The organism is Mucilaginibacter aquatilis, from assembly GCF_009755275.1.
GTDB lineage: Bacteria > Bacteroidota > Bacteroidia > Sphingobacteriales > Sphingobacteriaceae > Mucilaginibacter > Mucilaginibacter aquatilis.
This window is the reverse complement of sequence record NZ_WQLA01000008.1, coordinates 72,802-92,368: the sequence shown is the minus strand read 5'-3', so window position 1 is coordinate 92,368 and position 19,567 is coordinate 72,802. Positions and strand designations below refer to the sequence as shown.

Here is a 19,567-nt window from a genome sequence, read left to right as displayed (position 1 = left end):
AAATGAAGATCAATATAATTACTGCTATCATCATGTTCTGCCTTTTCTCGGTTTCCTGTACAAAGGTGACGGATCAGGTACCTGACAGCCAGATTACCCCAGCTAACTTTTACAAAACAGCGTCAGATGCCGATAATGCAATTAACGCTTGTTATGATGTGCTACAAAAACTTCCTGTAAACTTTGAGCTTTGGGGAGACGGCCGCGCTGATATTCTTGCAGCTACTGACAGACCTTTAAGTGCAGATTTGCAGGTGGTTAATGGTAATATCTCGGCCAGTAACAGTTATGTAAATGGATGGAACGCTTTGTATAGTGGAATAAACCGCTGCAATAGCGTGCTTGCCAACGTTCCTAACATTACCGATCCGTCATTGGCAGGCCGTAAAGACAGGATTATAGGCGAAGCTTATTTTCTACGTGCGTTGTTTTACTTTTATCTGGCCAGAACCTTTGAAAACGTACCGCTTATTATAAAGCCTTACGAGGATTTGAGCAACGATTTTTTCCCCAAGAATAATGACCGTGCTACAATATTTGCCCAAATAGAAAAAGACCTTAAAGCCGCCGAACCTTTGGTTCCGGACCTGCCTTTTGCTACCACTATTGAGAACAAAGGAAAAACCACCAAAGCTGCCATACGCACAGCAATGGCCGATTTTTACTTATGGAATAAAAAGTATCAGGAAGCAGCAGATGCTGCGGCACTGGTAATAAGCAGTCCGGCAGGTTATTCGCTGCTATCGGGCGCTAATTTTGGTAATATATTCACATTAAAAAATCAATCCGAATCTATCCTCGAAGTTCAGTACAACAACGCGAACCAGGAAGGTACTCCTGGAACAAATGATGTTAACGGGCTAACCGAGCAGTTTCTGCCTATAGGTGGCTCGTACACTGCCGGCAACTGGCGCTACCTGCCATCCAATAAATTATTAACAGCATTACCCGCCACTGATCTCCGGGCAGGCATTACTTATAAAAACACAGGTCCTACGCCGGCACCGTTTCGTGACGCGAACAGGATTTATATAGCTAAATATCCGGGCACACTAGTGGGGGCTGTGCTGTTTCAGGATTCTAACTTTATTATTTACAGGTTGGCAGAGGTCATTCTTTTCCGTGCGGAAGCGCTCAACGAGCTTGGCCAAACCAACCAGGCCATTACGCTATTGAACCAAATCAGAACAAGAGCCGGTCTAAATGGTACCACGGCCACGTCACAAGGCGATGTCCGTTTAGCAATAGAAAACGAACGTTTTACAGAGCTGGCCTTCGAAGGAAAAAGGTATTATGACCTAGTACGTACAGGCAGGTACGCCGCCGTAACAGGCTTCAATGACGTCAACTACTTGCGATGGCCAATACCCGCTAATGAGATCATAAAAAACAGAAACTTAGTTCAAAATCCAGGTTATTAAATTTTGTATCATGTTAAATATGAATGTTGTAACTAAAAAATACTTGCTTTTTACGTCATTATGCCTGATGATTTTTTTAAGCTGCAAAAAAGATGAGGCTACAGGGAACGTAGTAGATGCTGTGTACATCACATCCAATGCCAATACAGGTTCGGGTGCCTCGGCCTCTACTACCATCACCAATTCAGCATCTGGTAAAGTTTCGGTATCACCTGCAGTGGCCCGGGTATATGTTAACACTTTAAAAGGCTTTGACATTAATGTTAACTATACCTTATCGGGCACTGCCGTTGCTGGTACTAATTATACGCCCCCCGCAGCCTTGGCGGTTACTATACCGGCAGGCAAGTGGTATGCTGATATACAGATACCGGTGATTAATAGTCCACTTAGTGGTAATCGTACTATCGTTATAACCATGACCACCGCATCAAACAATGTACAGGTGGGCATGGGCTCCGATCGCAATTACAAAACCTTCACTTACACGCTGACTAATTAAAATGAACAGAATATTCCTATTAATCGTACTGTTCTGTCTCAGTTTTGAATGGGCATACGCCCGGCCCCTGGTTGCGCCAGGGGCCGACGTATGTATTTATGGCGGAACGTCTGCCGGCGTTATCGCTGCTTATACAGCAGCAAAGTCGGGCAAAAGCGTAATACTAATTGAGCCTGGCAACAGGCTGGGCGGTCTCTCCAGCGGCGGCCTGGGCTTTACAGATATTGGTAACAAATACGTAGTAACCGGGCTTGCACGCGACTTTTACCGCCACATAGGCCAATATTACGGTAAACTGGAACAATGGACATTTGAGCCTAAGGTAGCTAATGCCGTGTTTTTAAAATACGCAAAAGAAAAAAGGATAACTATCTATTATAACTGGCGCCTTAACGCTGTCACTAAGGCCGGAACCGTTATAAAAAGCATTCGGTTAGAACAGAGCCAGCATCCACAGGCTGCAAAAAGATCAGTAGTTGCCAAACAGTTCATTGATTGCTCATACGAGGGCGATCTTATGGCAAAGGCAGGCGTGAGCTATACCATCGGCCGCGAAGACAATTCGCTTTATAATGAAACCGTAAGTGGTGTGCAGTTAAAGAACGAGCACCAGTTTCCGGATAATATTGATCCGTATAAGATACCGGGGGACCCTAAAAGCGGGTTGCTTTGGGGCATAAGCAATGCCAAACTTGAGCCAAATGGTACAGGCGATATAAAAATACAAGCTTACAATTTTCGTATATGCCTGAGTAATGACCCTGCTAACCGCATCCCCATTACTAAGCCTGAAAGGTACGATCCAAGCAGGTATGAATTACTGCTAAGATACCTTGCTGCCAAACCGAGTAAAGATCTGTGGGCATTTTTAAAAATGAGTTTGATGCCTAACCACAAAACCGACATCAACAATAACGGGCCTTTTTCTACCGATATGATTGGCATGAATTACAAATATCCGGAGGGCAGCTATCAAACCCGTGAGGCTATCCTGACTGCTCATGAGGACTATACCAAAGGCCTGTTATATTTTGCCGGTCATGATTCGCGAGTGCCCGAGCATTTGCGCAACCAAATGCTGGAGTGGGGTTACCCTAAGGATGAGTATTTGGAAAGCGGGCACTTTACCAAACAGTTATACGTGCGCGAAGCACGACGGATGATAGGAGCCTATATAATGACGCAGGCTAACTGCGAACGCAAGGTGGTAGTGCCTGATGGTGTTGGTATGGGCGCTTATAATATGGATTCGCACAATGCACAACGATTGGTGGTAGATGGTATGGTTAAAAACGAGGGTGATGTACAATTGCGTGGAATCAGTCCGTATCCAATTGCCTACCGCTCAATCACACCAAAGCAAAGTGAATGCAGTAACCTAACTGTTCCGGTCTGTCTTTCAGCAAGCCACATGGCTTATGGTTCTATCCGTATGGAACCGGTTTTTATGGTGCTAGGGCAATCATCGGCGGTGGCAGCTTGCCAGGCCATTGATGGCCGTTGCGCTATACAACAAATTGATGTGACTAAACTACAGAACGAATTAAAGACCAACCCATTGGCAGATCATAGTTTGGCAGAGGTACTGATTGACAATGATGATACACAAAACGTAACAGTAACCGGCAAGTGGGATAGGGAGAAAATTGGAGGGTATGGGCCATCATTCTTAAAAGCTTCATCGGCTGGGAGTTCGGCAGTAAAATTTAGTGCCGCTATTGCCAAGCCGGGTAAGTACCAGATATATGCCTACTTTTCTAAAGTACCCAACGCGTCTGATGTGACCACGGTGAAGATTTTTAATGGTAATCAGCTTACCACCAGAAATGTAAAAAAGGATGAGATACAAATAGTTGGGCAAGCCTCGGGTGAATGGGTGGCTTTAGGGTCTGCCGATTTTCAGCTTAAAAGGCGTGGCTACGTTGAAATATCAACTGAGGGGGCTAACGGTGTGGTAGTGGCCGACGCTGTATTGTTTGTTCCACAAAAAGTTAAGAGTAATGAGCATCAATAGAAGACAAATGATAAAAGGGACCGGTGCAGGTTTGGCTTTTATGACGTTATCACCACAGATGTATGCAAGCAAAGAAGATACATTGAACAGTACGGATGATGGTGGTGTAAATATCATCAATGCAGGTATTGGCGGTAATAACACCGCCGAGATGCTTGCCCGTATACAGCAGGACTGCCTGGCTCACAGGCCTAAGCTTACAATTTTAATGGCCGGCACCAATGATATGAATAGTGTAAAGCATATTCCGCTGGAACAATATGAGCAAAATATGCATCAGCTTGCACAGCTCATTAAAAAAAGCGGAAGCAAGCTGCTAATTATGACTATTTTGCCTTTGTATGAACCATATCTTTTAACCAGGCATCCGGCATCATTCTATCAGCCGGAAGGAGTGGCTGCCCGCCGCCGGCAAGTAAATGAGGTAATCAAAAAAGTAGCTAAAGCAAACCGTGCGCATCTGCTTGACATAAGTATGCGCTTTGAGGCCATTGGCAAGGTTGGTTTGGATAAAGATTCGCTGATACAGAACGAGGCCAACGCAAACAAGACCGACGGTATACACCCTACGGCCAACGGTTACCGTTTCATCGGCCTTTCTGTTTATGATTACATTATGGCCCACAAACTTCCTACCCAACAGATAGTATGTTTTGGCGATAGCATAACCAAAGGTGATGGTACCATTTATAACAACAGTTATCCGGGCTTTTTAAATAAACTTTTGACTGTCGATTCTAATGACCAAGGATAGTGATCTGCGGCAGCCTTCATCATTACGGTCAGATGCAAATGCTGAATGCTTTCTAACGCAGATAACATCAAACTTTTGATCACCCATTAATATAACTTTTTAGAAAAGCGGTAAACTCAATGAATAAGTTAATAAGTTTCATTTGGAGTATTGTATTGCTGTTATGTTTAACATTTGTTAGTAAAGCGCAGCAATCAACAAAATTAATTTATACCGACGCGCGAGAACTTACCATGATTGGTAAGGCCGAAAAAGGTAAGATGTTTTTCCATCGGCTTGATACTTCAGCTCATAAAGCCATACCTGGTGTTGTAAAGTCCCTGGCTACGAACTCGGCAGGGCTTGCTATAAGCTTTATTACCAACAGCTCATCTATATCTGCTAAATGGTGCACCAGCAAGCAAGCCACGGCAAATAACATGACGGGTATAGCATATGAAGGGATGGACCTTTATATAAAGCGAGACGGTCGCTGGCAATATGGCGGTGTGGCCCGGCCAGTATCACATGACTGCTCGGAGGCAATGATTGTTGAAAATATGATGCCCGGAGAAAAGGAGTGCCTGCTTTTTCTTCCTACTTATGATGAGGTGCTTTCTTTGAGTGTAGGGGTTGATCAGGGGGCCGAGCTCCGTCCCGGCACTAACCCTTTTAAAAAGCAGATACTGGTTTATGGGTCAAGTATTGTGCAGGGTGCATCCGCAAGTCGCCCCGGGCTTGCCTATCCGGCTAAACTCTCAAGGGAAAGCGGCTACAATTTCATTAACCTTGGTTTTAGCGGTAACGCAAAATTGGAAGCATCTGTTGCTGATATGATTGCAGCTATGCCTATGGATGCCATTATATTAGATTGCGTACCCAACCCTTCGCCTGAGGAGCTTTTGGCACGGACCAATTATCTGATCAGTACAATACGCCGGTCACACCCCAAAATACCTATCGTTTGTATACAAAGCGTGGCCAGAGAGAAAGGAAACTTCGACAAGGTGGTTGCGGCAAGAGTAGCCCTCAAAGACAAATACTTTAAACAAGAGGTAAACAAGCTGCAAAAGCAGGACAAAGACCTGTACCTGATTGAAGCCGACGGCCTTTTAGGAAAAGACCAGGAAGGGACAACCGACGGTATTCACCCAAACGACCTCGGGTTTGACAGGATGTTGCAAAAAATAAAACCGCGAATATTGAAAATATTGAAGCGTTACAGAATCTAGTCAGCAGTGTATTCTTAAGAAAGAAATGGCAAATAAAGACACAATGCCGGTTCTTTACGTCCACTCCGGAAATTGAGAGGTATTCAGATCCAAGGCTGATATTGCTTTCATCTCCGACTCACTAAGCTTAAAGTCGAAAATGTTCAAATTCTCAATCATATGTGCTTTTTGAACTGTTCTGGGTATTGCAACAATACCACGCTGATAATGCCACCTTAAACTCACCTGAGCAGTGCTTTTATTGTGCTTTTTTCCAATATCAGCTAAAGTTTGGTTGGTAAAAAGTCCATTCCTGCCTTCGGCAAATGGTGCCCAGGCTTCAGTTTGTACCCCGGTTTGTTTAAAATAATTATATGACTCCACCTCTTGGAAGAAAGCATGAGTTTCAATTTGATTCACTGCGGGTTTAATTTTCGCGGCTGACATCAAGTCCTTATATTGAGCTGGAGTGAAATTACTTATTCCTATAGCTTTAATTTTACCTTCTTTATAGAGCTCTTCCATCATCCTCCACGAACCTTTAAAGTCTCCTCTTGGCCGATGAATCAGATATAAATCCAAATAATCGGTATCCAGTTTTTTTAAAGAGGTTTCGAACGCTGTTTTTGTCTTTTCGTACCCAGAATCATCTACCCAAATTTTTGAGGTTATAAAAAGGTCTTTTCTATTTATACCACTTTCTTTAATTCCCAAGCCCACAAATGTTTCATTTCCATATCTACTTGCCGTATCTAAAAGGCGATACCCTACAGAAATAGCTTCAGCCACAGAACGTTTGCATACGTCATCTCTTAATGAGTAGGTGCCAAAGCCAATGGTTGGCATAAGTAAATTGTTATTCAGCTTAACGGTTGGAATTGAACTATTACCTTTTACAGAGTTTGAGGCACTGTATGCACTATTAGCCAAAAAGGGTAAAACGACTGCAGAAGTTGCAAATACTGCACTTTTCTGTAGAAAATTTCTGCGGTTAATTTGGTTCTGTTGGTTCTTGGTTTCCATAATATAATTGGTTAATTCAAACTTATGCATTTAAAATAATTTCCTACCCCCATATGGCTGCTTTGAACGTTATTGAAATGAAAGTTTTTGTGATAATAAATTGACTATTACATAGTTGGGTTAAATTCAGTGTTATTTGTAAACTGAATTCGATACAATTAAACAAGTAAATGAGACGATTAGTCGGGTTTATCATTGCAAGAAAGATGTCGTAACAAATCCGTTTATATATCAGTAGATACCGAGTGAACCAATCTGCTTTTGTTATACGGTACCCATATCTGATTAACAACTATCTATTTTGATAACCTGTGTGAGTTTTAGCTGAAATGTTTCTCTAAGTACATGTAAACCTTTATTAAACCTTTAATGAGAATACCTTCAGTTTTTACGCTGGCTCGTGTTACTTTCTGCAACATAGTCTTTGCTAAAAAATACGAAATGGAACAACTGGCCTATCGTCTGCCAATAGGACAAAAGTTGGTGTTGGTGTGTTCAGTACCTAACGCATCAAGTTAAAACCACTATTCGCTGTAAAATGGTTTTCGACCTACATTTTACAACCGTCTTCAGCTTAAACTATTGTAATTATACTTCACAAATACTAACCATATATCCCTATCAACAATGGAAAAAAGAAGAGACTTTATGAAAAAAGTAGCTATTGCTACCGGAGGTTTGGCTTTTAGTAACCAATCCTTTGGATTTACAGCTAAGAGTTATAACAGAATTATTGGCGCTAACGACCGTATTAATGTTTCAATAATAGGCCTTAACGGAAGAGGCGGCAGTATGTGTACTACCTTTGCAAAACAGGACAAATGTTTAGTAACGAGCGTTTGTGATGTTGACTCGCGCACTATTCCCAATACGCAAAAAAAGATACAGAATGCAACCGGCACTACCGATGTACCTAAAGGTGAAAAGGATTTTAGAAATGTTTTACGTGATAAAGATGTTGATGCCATCTACATTGCTACGCCCGACCACTGGCATGCTACAATGACCATTTTAGGTTGCCAGGCCGGCAAACATGTTTACGTTGAAAAGCCGCTTAGCCATAATCCGCGCGAGGGCGAACTAGCCGTTGAGGCAGCGCTTAAATATAAAAGGGTAGTCCAAATGGGTGCACAACGTCGTTCATCTCCCTTGGCTATACAATGTATGGACGAATTACACAATGGCGTTATTGGCCGCATTTATTTTGCCAAATGCTGGTATACTAATGCACGTAAAGCCATGCAGTTAAAACCAGCGCCCATACCAGAGTGGTTAAATTACGACCTTTGGCAAGGCCCGGCTCCGCGCCAACCTTATCAAGACGGCTTGATACACTACAACTGGCACTGGCTTTGGACATATGGAACCGGCGAGGCGCTTAATAATGGTACGCATGAGGTAGATTTGGCACGTTGGGGTTTAGGGGTTGATTTGCCTACACGCGTAACTTCGGTTGGCGGACGTTACCAGTTTAAGGATGCCTGGCAAACGCCCGACACGCAAATTGTTTGTATGGATTATCCGGGGCGTATTTCATTGATGTGGGAGAACCGTAGTTCAAACGGACGGAAAATAGAGGGCGCAGATCGTGGCGTTATTTTTTATGGCGACAACGGTAGTTTAGATACCGACGGTGAAGATTACACGGTGTATGATTTAAACGGCAAAGTGGTAAGGCAGGTAAAAAAACAAAGCGCAGCAGAAAATGCTGCTTTGCAAGGCCGCAATACTGCAAGCCCAAGCCTGGGTTTAGATAGCCTGCATGTTGCCAACTTTTTGCAGGCCGTACGCGACAATAAAAAACCAAACAGCGACGTAGTGCAAGGACATAAAAGCGTTTTGGCTATGCAACTGGGTAATATCGCCTGGAGGGTAGGGCGTGATCTGCATATCAATCCATCAAACGGGCACATTATTAATGACCCGGAGGCTCAGAAGTTGTGGAGCCGGGCCTACGAACCGGGATGGGAGCCAAAAGTTTAAAAGTTGTTTTAAAGATTAATGAGTTGTAAACATTATCAGCTAACGCATTTAAAACAGCATACAATCAATTTATAAATTTTTGAGCATCTGTTTAATCATATGCAGGCTCATTTACAAAAGTACAATATTAAAATTCTCCCAGTTAAGCCCCTCATCCATGTTATTTAATTACCTGATGATACAATTATAGAAATGGCAACTAGTATTGGATGAGGGGCTTAACTCCTTGTTAGTAGGCTTACTCAACTTAATTAATTGAGACACATTGGTAAGAAATTGAACAAATCGGTAGCTCTATGCGCCTAACTTTACTTCATTGCTTAACAGGTATTAGTTCTGAGCAATAACAAAGTTATAAACCAAATTTTAAAATCTTAATGTTGAAAGGCAGCAGCACTGTGCCGCATTTTTTAAATGCAGGGGCAGTTTATGTACAGTCATGTTTTAAACGAACGCCAATGAAATAAACTTTTACTAAACTTTTAAGAAGTAACCACTACTTCCATCGCAACCCTTTCTGTGGTAATATATTACCACTTCAATTTCCTAACCAATCAAAGCTGTAAATTATGAAAAAAGGACTTACTCAACCAGTCCATGCTATAACCCTGCGCGTTGAATTTTCAAAGTTAATTAATTATTTAAGTCTTATTATACTTGCGTTTTTCCTCATTACGCCAGTAACTGCATACTCCGTAAGCACTAAAGTTAGTTTAAAGTTTAATGGCACTTCAACCCCCGAATTATTAAGAACCCACCCCGCTTTTTACAATTACGTTGATATATATGTAAAAGGTGTGGTGGTTGATGAAAAGGGAGAACCTATACCCGGCGTAACAATTAAAGTTAAGGGAACACAACGTGGTATAACCACCGCAGCCGACGGAACATTTAAAATTACGGTGCCTACGGGGGCTGTGTTGGTGGCGTCAATTATTGGTTATGCTACACAAGAAGTGGCTGCATCACCCAACTTAACCATCAAACTTTTAAGTTCAGCCAATAACCTGGGAGAGGTTGTTGTGTTAGGATTTGGCTCAACCCAAAAACGTAGCGAGCAAACAGCAGCTTATAGCACGTTATCCGGCAAAGAACTTATTAAATCACCGGTAAGTGATATTACCAACGCCTTAATAGGTAAAATACCGGGCGTGGTCACGCGACAAGGTGATGGTTTACCGGGTAACAGCGCCGCTGATATCTTTATAAGGGGGCGGTCATCTGCCAATTCTTCGGCACTAATTATTGTTGATGGAGTAGAGCGAACATCATTCGGTAACATTGATCCTAATGAAGTAGAATCCATCAGTGTATTAAAAGATGCATCTGCAACCGCTTTGTATGGTATAAAGGCGGGAAATGGCGTTATTGTAATTACCACCAAAATTGGTAAAGAAGGACCAATCAGAATATCCTATTCAGGTGGGGCGGGTTTAGTTAGCTTAACAGGATTGCCGCAAACGGCTAACGCATTTGATGCCGCCACCTACCAAACAGAAGGTGAAAATAATATGATTGCAGCTGGTTTATATACACCGGCACAGCGCACCTTTCAGGATGCAGACCTCATTAAGTTTAAGGACGGATCTGACCCGTTGCGTTTTCCTGATGTGAACTGGTATAAAACGGTTACAAAAAACAACTGGTTACGTACGCAGCACAACCTTACGTTTAGCGGCGGAAGTAAATTTGCTACGTTTTTTGTATCGCTGGGCTACTTATTTGAGAATGGGATGTATAAAAACTTTCAGCCCATTAACGGTTACAAAACATCAAATTCATTTACCCGCTATAACTTTCGCAGCAATCTAGATTTCAAGTTAACCAAATCAACGGTATTCAGCATCAAATTTGGTGGCAGGCTTGAAGATACTTACGGTATTCGTGGGGGAACAGCAGGTACGGGTGATTTAGGGGGCACTACTGGTTTAATAAGCAGAATGCTTGCTATACCGGCGTGGGCCATTCCGTTTTACCCCGAGTACACCAGCCGCGCAACGCCTGAATTGGCGGCTCTTGATGATAAATATAATAACATTGAAAACCCGCGCATAGGAGTTAACACTTTTAACCCTTACTCACAACTTACCCGCAACGGTTATTTTGATAATATCAACAATACGATTGAAACTGTATTTGTGCTTAATCAAAGGCTTGACGTAATTACTAAAGGGTTAAGCTTCAAAAGTACCCTCGGTCTCGATGCCTTTATTACTGGCGTTAGGGCGCAGTCGGGCAGTTATGCCAAATACCAGGTTGATGCCACAACCGGAACTTTGGTGCCCTTTCCAGGTATTTATAATGACAATTTAGGCTCCGTATTTACAAGTCGCGACGGTTATAACAAATCAAACATCCAGTTAGGATTTAATTATGACCGTTTATTTAACGATCATCAGGTATCAGTACTTGCGCTTGCGCAAAGAGAGGTACGTGGCGTTCAGCGCAATGTGGCCAATGCGCCTTTTGCCAATCAGGGCTTGGTTTTAAGTACCAAGTACAATTATAAAGGTAAGTACTTTGTTGAATTTAACGGTGCGTACAATGGCTCTGAAAACTTTGCAGCCGGTAACAGATACGGTTTCTTTCCATCGGTGTCGGCGGGCTACAACCTGAGTGAAGAAACTTTCCTCAAAAAGATTGAATGGCTGTCGTTTTTAAAGTTAAGGGGCTCATGGGGTAAAACCGGCTATTCAAATCCGGCGGTAACCGGAGAGACGCGCTTTTTATACAACAGCAATTTTACCAATGGCGGAGGTTCGGTAAGTGCCAATGGTGGTGCATCGTCTCCAAACAACCTGGTATATTTTGGTAACGGAACCAGCGCAACCAGTAACCAGGTAGTTTATCAAAGCCAGTTTGGCAACCCTGATATTACCTGGGAAAATTCTGTAAAACGAAACATTGGCTTTGAAGCTAACCTGTTTAAAAGTAAGCTGAAATTAACAGCTGATTTGTATGACGAAAAGCGTACAGATATAGCCTTGCGTCGTACAAACTCGGCACCGGTAATTTACGGTGCTACACTTCCTATTGTTAACTATGGTGCCAATTATAACAGGGGCTATGAGGTAGAGATATCTTACAATACCCAAAACCGGGATTTTAATTATGGTATAGATATTCAGTATTCACATTACCGCAATAAAATTGAGATAGCAGATCAGGCTGTACGCCTGCCAGATTACCAGAGCCTGATAGGTACGCGTTTGGGTCAATACGTGGGTTATAAATTTATAGGGTTTTACCAGGATGCAGCAGACATTGCCGCAAGCCCGGTAAATAATGCCAGTGGAAACAAAGTTATCCCCGGCGATTTAAAGTACCAGGATACCAACGCAGATGGTGTAATAGATGTACAAGACAGGTTAGCAATAGGTGAAACCGATATTCCTCAAACTGTGTTGGGTGTGCAGCCAAGGGTAAGTTACAAGGGGGTATCGTTATCGGCCCTTTTTCAAGGTGCCTTTGATGTAAATTCTAACGTTTTGCCATTAGAAAGCGGTCGTTTTCAAGTATACACTCCTATGCTGGGCAGGTGGCAGTCGCCGGCCGACAACAATACCGCTACCTGGCCTGTAGCTAAGCCCTCAAATTATGCCAACAACCCAAGTTATTCACTAAACTCTTTTTTACTGCAAAACTCGAGTTACGTAAAGTTAAGAAACATAGAGGTTGCTTATCAATTACCTGCACAAATTGCAAAAAGCTTGAGAGTACAGAATATCAGGCTTTCCCTAACCGGACAGAATTTGTACACCTGGACAAAGTTTAAAGGAGGACTTGACCCCGAGATTGCCAATAATACTACGGTAAACGGGGTGGCATATTCCAATATCTACCCTTTGTCTAAGGTATATAATTTAAGTATCAACGTACAATTCTAAGCTAAATCGTTATGAACTATAAAATATTTACTTACTGCCTGTTGCTGATTTTAATTAGCCAGGCGGGCTGCAAAAAGGACTTTTTGCAGCTGGATTTTGGCACTACGCTGCCAGAAGATAAGGTTTTTTCAGACCCATTATTAACCGTTAGGTTTGCGGATAACGCTTATAATTTCATGATTGATGATTATGCACGTTTGCAAGACGGTTATAAAGGAACAACCGGGCAGCTGACCGACGAAGCTACGGGCGCTGTTGTAGCCCTTGCCCCAATCTGGTCAGGCAATTATTTAGGTGCTAACCCCGATATCATAACAACCTACTCGCGCATGTATCAGGGTATCAGAATCATCAATACCGTATTAACCAAGCTAGACCAGGTGCCTTGGACCGGCAGCATTTATAACCCTAAAATTGTAAGGGCGCAAATGCTTTTTCTGCGGGGTATGTTTTATTTTGAATTGGTTAAAAGATACGGTGGTGTGATATTAGCCGATAGGCCTTTTACACCAACTGAAGACATTGATTTGCCCCGGAACAGTTATGAGCAAACTGTTGCATTTATCCTGAACGATTTAAAAGAAGCTGAGGATATTCTTAAAGTAGAATCTTCATTTAATTATTCGCCTGCTAATGAATGGGATGCAGGTAATTACGGGCGTCCAACCGTTGGTGCGGTTAAGGCGTTACGGGCGCGTTTACTAATGTTGGATGCAAGCCCGTTACACAATCCATCAGGAGACGCTGCAAAGTGGAACGCTGCTGCATTGGCCTCTAAAGAAATTATTGATATGAATAAGTATGCTTTGCAATCTGATTATGCAAGCTTGCTTAACGTAAACACATCTCCTGAATATATCATGATTAAGGTTCGGGCACCCAGGCAACTCGGTGGATTAATGGGAGATTTTATTATGTCTGTAGGTTCGGGCGGGGCCCAGGGCATTCTTAACCCAACTCAAAACCATGTGGATCTTTACGAGGCGGTTAAACGAGCTACGCCATCAGGCCCAATTATCAGTAGTTCGCCCATAGCCGATGCCGGGTCGGGTTATAATCCGCAGGATCCTTACGCTAACCGCGATCCAAGATTTTATTCCAACATCATTTATAACAACATGACCTGGCAAGGACGCCAGATACAGATGTATGAAGGTGGAACCGATTTTAAGATCGGGCCTATTTCTTACACCCGTACCCGTTACTACTGCCGTAAGCTGTGGCCCGAAATATATAAGGCCGGGGCTACTGCGCGTTCGCTTATCAATTATATCTATTTCCGATATGCAGAAGTGCTACTTAATTATGCCGAGGCACAAAATGAGAGTAATGGTCCTACGGCAGAAGTGTACCAGTATATCAATCAAGTTAGGGCCAGGGCAGGTATGCCCGGTTTGCCTGCAGGTTTAAGTAAAACAGATATGCGCCTTAGAATACAGAATGAACGGGGCGTAGAGTTTGCTTTTGAAGACATGCGGTGGTGGGATATTATGCGCTGGAAGAAAGGCCCTGAACTGGTTTCTCAAACTCTAACTGCAATGAACGTTGTGAAAAACGGTAATGAGTTTACTTACAATGTTGTACCGGTAGAGGCAGCTTACCAACGAAACCCATTTCAGGAGCGGCAGTATCTCTATCCAATTCCACTGGTAGAAATTAATAAGTCTAGAGGCGTTCTGGTGCAAAATCCCGGCTGGTAATCACACAGTGTCTTATTTAATCGATAATTTCAAATTCAATCATATGAAATTTTTTAGCAAATATTTATTGCTATGTCCTGTGCTATGTATTTTGCTCGTAACCAAGGTGTTTTCCCAGCAAAAAGAAGTAATTGCCGGTAGCGTTGTCTACCATGGAACGGTTGTGGACGATCAGCAAAAGCCGCTGCCTGGTGTAAGCGTTTTTATTCAGGAAAGGAGAGGGCAAACACAAACCAATAAGAAAGGCGAATTCGATATAAAAGGGAGCAAAAATGATGTACTCATTGTAAAGATGCCAGGGTATTTTACATCACAAGTGGTATTGTCTATCGGCGACTCATTACGCATTACCCTTCATTCGGCACCGGCAGATGCAGGCGAAGATGATGATGCCAACATTCCGTTTGCTGTGAGAAAGAAGCGCGAGCTTTCGGCCGCCGTTACCGTGTTAAACAGCGATGCCATACCTCAATTGCCAACCAATGATTTGCGTAACCTGTTTTCGGGCCGTGTATCTGGTCTTTACCAGGCGCAGGTAGGTACGGCCCCGGGCACTACGGCTACCACGGTTATGGTTCGAAGCATGAATTCGTTATCAATAAATAACGCACGGATATTTGTTGACGGAACAGAAAGGGATTACGCCGATATGGACCTCAGCGAAATAGCCAGTGTAACTGTACTGAAAGATGCTGCTACGCTCTCATGGTATGGTTTGCGCGGTGGTAACGGCGTTGTAATGGTTAATACGAAGAAAGGTGACCCTACCAGGTCTTATATTCGTTTTGACTCACAGGTAGGCTTACAAGAGGCTGTAAATCTAATAAAGCCACTAAACTCATATGATTATACAAGGCTTTACAACGAAGCCGTAGTGAATGACGGAGGAACGGCGCCCTATAGTCAGACGGTGTTGGATGCTTATCGTAATGGTACATCGCCTTACCTTTACCCTAATAACAATTTTGTGGCAGATTATCTTCGCAAAACCAGCCCGGTTCAGCGATATGCCTTCTCGATGGGTGGCGGCAAAAGAACCGTACGTTACTTTGCTTCGGTAAGCTATTTGAATCAAAACGGGTTTTTTAAGCATACAGAAACCCCCAGCTACAATTCAAACATCAGTTACAAGAAGTATAATTTTAGGGGTAATATTGACTTTGAAGCCAGTAAATATTTAACCGTAAGCCTGAATGCAGGGGTAAGGATTGAGAACCGGATAACACCGGGAACAGGCCTTACAGACGTAATGAACACTATTTTCAACACGCCGCCTAATGCATTTCCGGTTCTTAACGCAGATGGCACCCTTGGCGGAGCATCGCAGTTTACTAAAAACCCGCTTGGGCTGCTGCAGCAAAGCGGCTATGTAAGTGATCAGAACAGGGTTTTACTGGCTACTTTAAACATTAAGCAAAGGTTAGATTTTTGGGTGCCGGGCTTGTCTTTCAACGTGTTAGGATCATATGATGGGGTGGGTAATTACATTTCAGGCCTTTCCCAGCAATACACCGTTTCTGATCAAACACTGGCCACGCCGCAAAATTATCTTACAGCCAGCCCGGTAGGATACCGTACAACCACTTATGGCAATAATGCCCTGCAAAACGAGTTTTGGGCTGGTTTTGATTATGATAAAGAATTTGGCAGTCACTCGCTTAAGGTGTCGTTACGGGGGCAACGTTTTGCCGATAAGGCGCCCGAACGTTTGGACTACCGAAATCAAGGTCTTGCCGGCCGTGCAGATTATAGTTATAAGCAACGGTATTTTGCTGGTTTCACCGCTGGTTATTCTGGTTCAGAAAACTTTGCGCCCGGCAAACGTTATGGCTTTTTCCCTGCGGGTTCTGCAGGATGGGTAATATCCGAAGAAAACTTCCTGAAGAAACTTTCTGTAATTAGTTACTTAAAGGCCCGTGCATCATATGGACTTGTCGGAAACGGTGATATAGACGGAGACCGTTTTCCGTTTGAAAGTTTCTACAGCCGAAATTTAACCGGCGGAGGTTACAGCTTCGGTTCAACGCCGGCAGCTACAAACTCTGCCACCGAACTGAACTTGGGCAACCCTAATCTTACCTGGGAAACCATACGGATGCTGAACGCTGGTTTTGATGCCCGCTTTTTTAATAACAGTTTAGGATTATCTGCCGACTATTATTACACGCGTAGAAGCAACATATTAACAGGTAGCGTTTATCCAAGTTTGATTGGTCAGAGTGCCGGCCTTATTAACCTAGGTTCGGTACAAAGCCGGGGAGTGGAGATGTCAGCTTCATACACCAGGAGGATAAATAAACTGACCATAGGCCTAAATGGAAATATACTGATTTCTAAAAGCAAGGTTTTGTCTGACCGATTGGTAGGCGTACCAACATACCAGCAAACGGTAGGGCATATTGCCGGTTCAACGCTCGTGTTCCTATCCGACGGACTTTTTCAATCTCAAGCGGAGATTGACAATAGCCCAAGACAAACACTTTCGGGCAAAGCAGCCCCCGGAGATATAAAATATAAAGATATAGGCGGGCCTAACGGCGTTCCGGATGGCATTATTGATAATAATGATCAAATCCGGATTGACAAATCCACACTTCCACACACTTACTACGGCTTTGGAGGCAACTTCCAATATGGCATCTTTGACCTTACTTTTCAGTTTCAAGGCGTAATTGGAAGAACTGTTAACATCCAGGGTTTGGTAAACAGCGGTCCAAGTTCTTTTAATCAATTAAGTTTAAGACGTTTTACCCCTGACAATGCGGCTAATGCAGAGTTTCCAAGACTGGGCATAGCCGACCGTGGCAATAATACAGCAGCTTCTGACTTTTGGCTGCGATCTGGCAATTATCTTAAATTAAAAACAGCTGAGATAGGCGTGAATTTACCTAATAACCTGAGCACCAGGTTTGGGCTGAACAATGCACGCTTTTACATAGGTGGTTTAAACCTTTTCACCACCAATGATTTGGGCATAGGGGTTGATCCGGAAATTCAAATTGCCGGCAGGGGAACCACCTATCCATATTCCAAAATTTACACACTGGGTTTGAGCGTTAATTTTTAAAAAATGTAACCGGAAGATTTATAACAATGAAAACTTTACCTAAAAAATTACTCCTCTTACTTTTAGTACTTACTATTTCGGCAGGCTGTAAAAAAGACTACCTGAGTTTTGACTATACTGATGGCAATATAAGAGCCGATGACGTTTGGAACTCTGATCGCAACAGCCGCGGCTTTTTAAATACAACTTATGCGGGGCTCATTAATGCATACAATGTTGACAATGACGGAGCGTTGCTTGCATCAGCATCTGACGAGGCTGTAAACTCCAATGCTAATTCATCTATCAACATTATCAATAACGGAACTTGGGGGCCTTTGCGTACCATTGACGATCAGTATGGTGCCATGTATACTGCCATACGCAGAACCAATTTATTTTTGGAAAACAGTACTACAAGTGCCATAACGCCGGCAACAGATATTCCGAGGCTAAGAGGGGAGGCTTACTTTTTGCGTGCAATGTATCACTTCGAACTAATGAAAAGGTACGGTGCAATCATTCTGTCTACCCGGTCGTACACAACCACTGACAATCTTGATGTGCCAAGGAACACCGTAGAAGAGGTGGTAGCCCAAATTGTAGCTGATTGTGACGAAGCTGTTAAAGTTTTGCCTGCTTCTCACGCAGAATGGGGCGCAGGAGATAAGGGCCGTGCAACGGGCAGCGCAGCACTTGCATTAAAATCACGGGTTTTGCTTTACGCAGCAAGTCCACTTTACAATCAAACAAACATTATTGAAAAGTGGAACGCTGCTGCAACTGCCGCTAAACAACTGATAGACCTAAACAAACATTCGTTGCTAACACTGGCTCAGTTGGCCAATTTATGGGACTTTTCGGTTGCTGCATCAAATTACAGTCCCGAATTAATATTTGCCACCAGTGTAACCGCCGGTAATACAATTGAACGTAATAATGCGCCTATAAGCTACGAAGGAAAAGGGCGTACAAACCCTACCGAAGAACTGGTTAATGCTTTTGAAATGAGGGTGAGCGGCAAGCCCATAAATGATGTTACATCCGGATACTCGGCAGCTAATCCATACTCTACAACAGGGGCAACAGCTCGCGACCCGCGCCTCGCTCTTTTTATAATTTATAACGGCCAAAATTTTAAGTCGAAGGCAGTGGAAACCTTTGTTGGGGGAAAGGATAACGTACCAACTAATGTTGATAACACCAAGACCGGGTATTATTTGCGCAAATTTTTATCAGAGAGTGCTGCCTGGGCTACCGGAACAACGGCAGTAAACCGTAACCGTCCATGGATACTTTTCAGGTATGCCGAAACTTTGTTGAACTATGCAGAAGCACTGAATGAAGTAAACGGGCCTACGGCTGATGTATACACTTACGTGAACCAAGTGAGGCAGCGGGCCGGAATGCCAAGCTTACCGGCCGGCCTTAGTCAGGATGAAATGCGTGCCCGAATTCAAAACGAACGCCGAGTTGAGCTGTGTTTTGAGGGGCACCGGTTTTTTGATGTAAGACGATGGAAAAAGGGAGCTGAATTTTTCAACAAGCCCGTGTCTGGTATACAAATCGTAAAAACCGGAACAAACTTTACTTACAACAAATTCACTGTTGAAAACCGGATATTTACTGATAAGAATTATTTATATCCTTTTCCGCAGATAGAAATGAACAAGCTGAAAAATCTGGCACAAAATCCCGGATATTAAAATGTTTCGTTTTTTACAACATGGCAGCTTTCCCGCAATACTGTGAACGAAGTAAATGCCGGGAAAAGGAAAAAAATGCTATCGTAAAACATCGGGGTGTAAATCATAATGCATCCCGATGTTTTTTAGTTTGTTTAGCAATCAATCGCAATTTGCGCTCTGCAATTACTTCCCTTATTTTGATACAAAACTGTATAAAATTGAGATGAAAATATTTTGTTTCTTCTCTATTTTGTTTTCACCAATAATAGCCGTGTCCATCCTTCCCCTAAGGACTCTACATACCGTTTAACGCAGCAAATTAACGTTACAAGTACTTGTTGCGTGCAATCTTCATTCCT

Annotated in this window: 11 protein-coding genes; 10 read left to right on the top strand and 1 reads right to left on the bottom strand. The window is 43.0% G+C overall.

The window, feature by feature from the left end:
• The first annotated feature begins 2 nt into the window (after positions 1-2).
• From GO816_RS17810 to GO816_RS17790, 5 genes are all read left to right on the top strand, one after another.
• A complete protein-coding gene (locus GO816_RS17810; RefSeq protein WP_198171565.1) occupies positions 3-1,421 on the top strand; it encodes a RagB/SusD family nutrient uptake outer membrane protein in 1,419 nt (472 codons plus the stop codon).
• A 10-nt stretch (positions 1,422-1,431) separates the two neighbouring features.
• A complete protein-coding gene (locus GO816_RS17805; RefSeq protein ID WP_157543311.1) occupies positions 1,432-1,923 on the top strand; it encodes a hypothetical protein in 492 nt (163 codons plus the stop codon).
• Position 1,924: 1 nt separating this feature from the next.
• Positions 1,925-3,937, top strand: a complete 2,013-nt coding sequence (locus GO816_RS17800) for an FAD-dependent oxidoreductase (protein WP_157543310.1) — start codon at positions 1,925-1,927, stop codon at positions 3,935-3,937.
• Positions 3,924-4,691, top strand: coding sequence for an SGNH/GDSL hydrolase family protein (locus GO816_RS17795; protein ID WP_157543309.1), 768 nt, complete (start codon positions 3,924-3,926; stop codon positions 4,689-4,691). Before GO816_RS17800 ends, GO816_RS17795 begins: the two co-directional genes overlap by 14 nt.
• A gap of 119 nt (positions 4,692-4,810) precedes the next feature.
• Positions 4,811-5,902 (top strand): SGNH/GDSL hydrolase family protein, encoded by a 1,092-nt coding sequence (locus tag GO816_RS17790; RefSeq protein ID WP_157543308.1) that lies wholly within the window; start codon positions 4,811-4,813, stop codon positions 5,900-5,902.
• Positions 5,903-5,956: 54 nt separating this feature from the next.
• Here the strand turns inward: GO816_RS17790 and GO816_RS17785 are convergent, their stop codons facing one another.
• Complete coding sequence (locus GO816_RS17785; protein ID WP_157543307.1) at positions 5,957-6,904, bottom strand: aldo/keto reductase; 948 nt, start codon at positions 6,902-6,904, stop codon at positions 5,957-5,959.
• A gap of 627 nt (positions 6,905-7,531) precedes the next feature.
• On the opposite strand from GO816_RS17785, the gene GO816_RS17780 reads away from it, so the two are divergent.
• The 5 genes from GO816_RS17780 (at position 7,532) to GO816_RS17760 (ending at position 19,226) form a co-directional block, all read left to right on the top strand.
• Positions 7,532-8,887, top strand: coding sequence for a Gfo/Idh/MocA family protein (locus GO816_RS17780; RefSeq protein ID WP_157543306.1), 1,356 nt, complete (start codon positions 7,532-7,534; stop codon positions 8,885-8,887).
• A 569-nt stretch (positions 8,888-9,456) separates the two neighbouring features.
• A complete protein-coding gene (locus GO816_RS17775; protein ID WP_157543305.1) occupies positions 9,457-12,774 on the top strand; it encodes a SusC/RagA family TonB-linked outer membrane protein in 3,318 nt (1,105 codons plus the stop codon).
• Positions 12,775-12,785: 11 nt separating this feature from the next.
• Positions 12,786-14,474: a RagB/SusD family nutrient uptake outer membrane protein gene (locus GO816_RS17770; protein WP_157543304.1), complete on the top strand. Its 1,689-nt coding sequence runs from the start codon at positions 12,786-12,788 to the stop codon at positions 14,472-14,474.
• A gap of 43 nt (positions 14,475-14,517) precedes the next feature.
• Positions 14,518-17,541 carry a SusC/RagA family TonB-linked outer membrane protein gene (locus GO816_RS17765; RefSeq protein WP_157543303.1) on the top strand — a complete coding sequence of 1,008 codons (3,024 nt, stop codon included), beginning with the start codon at positions 14,518-14,520 and terminating at the stop codon, positions 17,539-17,541.
• Positions 17,542-17,567: 26 nt separating this feature from the next.
• Positions 17,568-19,226 carry a RagB/SusD family nutrient uptake outer membrane protein gene (locus tag GO816_RS17760; RefSeq protein WP_157543302.1) on the top strand — a complete coding sequence of 553 codons (1,659 nt, stop codon included), beginning with the start codon at positions 17,568-17,570 and terminating at the stop codon, positions 19,224-19,226.
• Positions 19,227-19,567 lie beyond the last annotated feature (341 nt).

What these genes read in the sequence shown, in the direction of transcription:
- GO816_RS17800 (WP_157543310.1), top strand. Translation starts at nt 1,925, where the DNA reads ATGAACAGAATATTCCTATTAATCGTACTGTTCTGTCTCAGTTTTGAA.
- GO816_RS17805 (WP_157543311.1), top strand. Translation starts at nt 1,432, where the DNA reads ATGTTAAATATGAATGTTGTAACTAAAAAATACTTGCTTTTTACGTCA.
- GO816_RS17790 (WP_157543308.1), top strand. Translation starts at nt 4,811, where the DNA reads ATGAATAAGTTAATAAGTTTCATTTGGAGTATTGTATTGCTGTTATGT.
- GO816_RS17775 (WP_157543305.1), top strand. Translation starts at nt 9,457, where the DNA reads ATGAAAAAAGGACTTACTCAACCAGTCCATGCTATAACCCTGCGCGTT.
- GO816_RS17765 (WP_157543303.1), top strand. Translation starts at nt 14,518, where the DNA reads ATGAAATTTTTTAGCAAATATTTATTGCTATGTCCTGTGCTATGTATT.
- GO816_RS17785 (WP_157543307.1), bottom strand. Translation starts at nt 6,904, where the DNA reads ATGGAAACCAAGAACCAACAGAACCAAATTAACCGCAGAAATTTTCTA.
- GO816_RS17780 (WP_157543306.1), top strand. Translation starts at nt 7,532, where the DNA reads ATGGAAAAAAGAAGAGACTTTATGAAAAAAGTAGCTATTGCTACCGGA.
- GO816_RS17770 (WP_157543304.1), top strand. Translation starts at nt 12,786, where the DNA reads ATGAACTATAAAATATTTACTTACTGCCTGTTGCTGATTTTAATTAGC.
- GO816_RS17810 (WP_198171565.1), top strand. Translation starts at nt 3, where the DNA reads ATGAAGATCAATATAATTACTGCTATCATCATGTTCTGCCTTTTCTCG.
- GO816_RS17760 (WP_157543302.1), top strand. Translation starts at nt 17,568, where the DNA reads ATGAAAACTTTACCTAAAAAATTACTCCTCTTACTTTTAGTACTTACT.
- GO816_RS17795 (WP_157543309.1), top strand. Translation starts at nt 3,924, where the DNA reads ATGAGCATCAATAGAAGACAAATGATAAAAGGGACCGGTGCAGGTTTG.